At 54.5% G+C, this 1,341-nt stretch carries 2 protein-coding genes and 1 pseudogene; all 3 read right to left on the bottom strand.

Going from position 1 to position 1,341, the window contains the following annotated elements; translation table 11 throughout:
* A partial coding sequence (locus Xhom_RS24875; protein WP_099140126.1) for a phage minor tail protein L occupies positions 1-500 on the bottom strand: 500 nt, incomplete at its 3' end.
* Between the two features lie 8 nt (positions 501-508).
* Positions 509-862, bottom strand: coding sequence for a phage tail protein (locus Xhom_RS24870; protein WP_069315769.1), 354 nt, complete (start codon positions 860-862; stop codon positions 509-511).
* Positions 862-1,341: pseudogene (locus tag Xhom_RS31755) on the bottom strand (tape measure protein); the annotation flags it as partial. The pseudogene Xhom_RS31755 and the gene Xhom_RS24870, both read right to left, overlap by 1 nt.

Raw genomic sequence — 1,341 nt, 5'->3', positions numbered from 1 at the left:
AAATCGGCCGGCGAAGACAGCGAGAACTGGATGCTTTCATTATCTTCATGGGTTTTACTGTCAATGTAGAAGACGTCGATTTTCTCCTGCGTGGGATCGGCTTCGGGATTCCCCTCGGGAAAATTACGGGCATCCAGATAGTGCGCAAAGGTCATGCGGATAGTGACACGTGCCTGAGCCATATTTTGATAAGCCAGACACAGGGCACTGATAGTGCCATCGATATTGGATACCTTAAGGGCGGGCGCGGCTACCCTGCCATCACTGACAGTTTCCAGTCCCCGGATGTCGACCGGCCACGGCTTGTACTCCACCCCCTGCCACCAGATAGACTTGATGGGCAAATTGTCAGTGTCTGCCTGTGTCAGTTCGCCTTGGGTATACGGAATAGGGTGATTATGAAAATACAGCTCTGGCCCCCCAAAGGCCGAGCCATCAACAACAAACAATAGAATCTTGCTCCCCGGCGCCAGGCGCTGGAGATCGGCATTAATTGTCATGGGATATCCTAAGGTTGGTAGGTGGTTTCAAATACCGCAGAGAGTTGGTACATGGGCTCTTGCCTGCCATTCATGCCCATCGCCGTGAGCTTATGCCCCTGGCAGACATACAACCCCATATCCGAGAGGGGATTCTGCCATTTAAATGCGCGGTACCCGGCGTGGCGCACCAGAAATTGTCGGATCTCACCAATGTATTGTTTATTACCGACAAAACTGACGGTCCAATTCTGGTGCTCACTGTTAAGACCACTCCCGCTTCGCTGGGTGTACCCGTCGCCAAACTGCACGGTACGGACTTTCTGGGTCACATCTCCTGCCGCGTTGACCCGCGGAATATAAGTAAACTCTTCTAATTTCATTATCGCCCGCCTTTAATTGCTCTGCTGAGTGTGCCACCCTGACCTAAGTCCCGGTTGATTAACTCCCGGTAACGCTGCTCGACAAACCGCCCAATCTCACTACCGAACTGCTCCCAGCCCGGCGAGGTTGTCTGGGTGGTTTGCTCATTAGTGACCGTAATATAGACCTGAGGGGCGCCCCCTGAATTCGGCAGATTGGCGCCTATTAACCTAACCCCCAAATTGCCGTCGCGGGTTCTGGCGAGCGGCATAATGGCTTCCGGCCCCGCTTCCCCCATGAGTCCGGCCCCTTTAGCAAAGGCAAACAAGGTTGGGTTGCTGACAATTTGTCCGCTGTAGGCACTCAGGCTTGGTGAGTTATAACCCCCCCCTTTGGCATTTGCCACATATGCCTGCCAACTGGTGGACATCCCCATAGCGCCCGTATTGGCCGCTGTTCCTGCCACTGCCCCCGCCCCTGCCATCGCGCCTCCGGCAAC

The sequence above is a fragment of the Xenorhabdus hominickii genome, assembly GCF_002632725.1.
GTDB lineage: Bacteria > Pseudomonadota > Gammaproteobacteria > Enterobacterales > Enterobacteriaceae > Xenorhabdus > Xenorhabdus hominickii.
The sequence above is the reverse complement of the archived record's forward strand: the minus strand, read 5'-3'. Positions and strand labels throughout refer to the sequence as shown.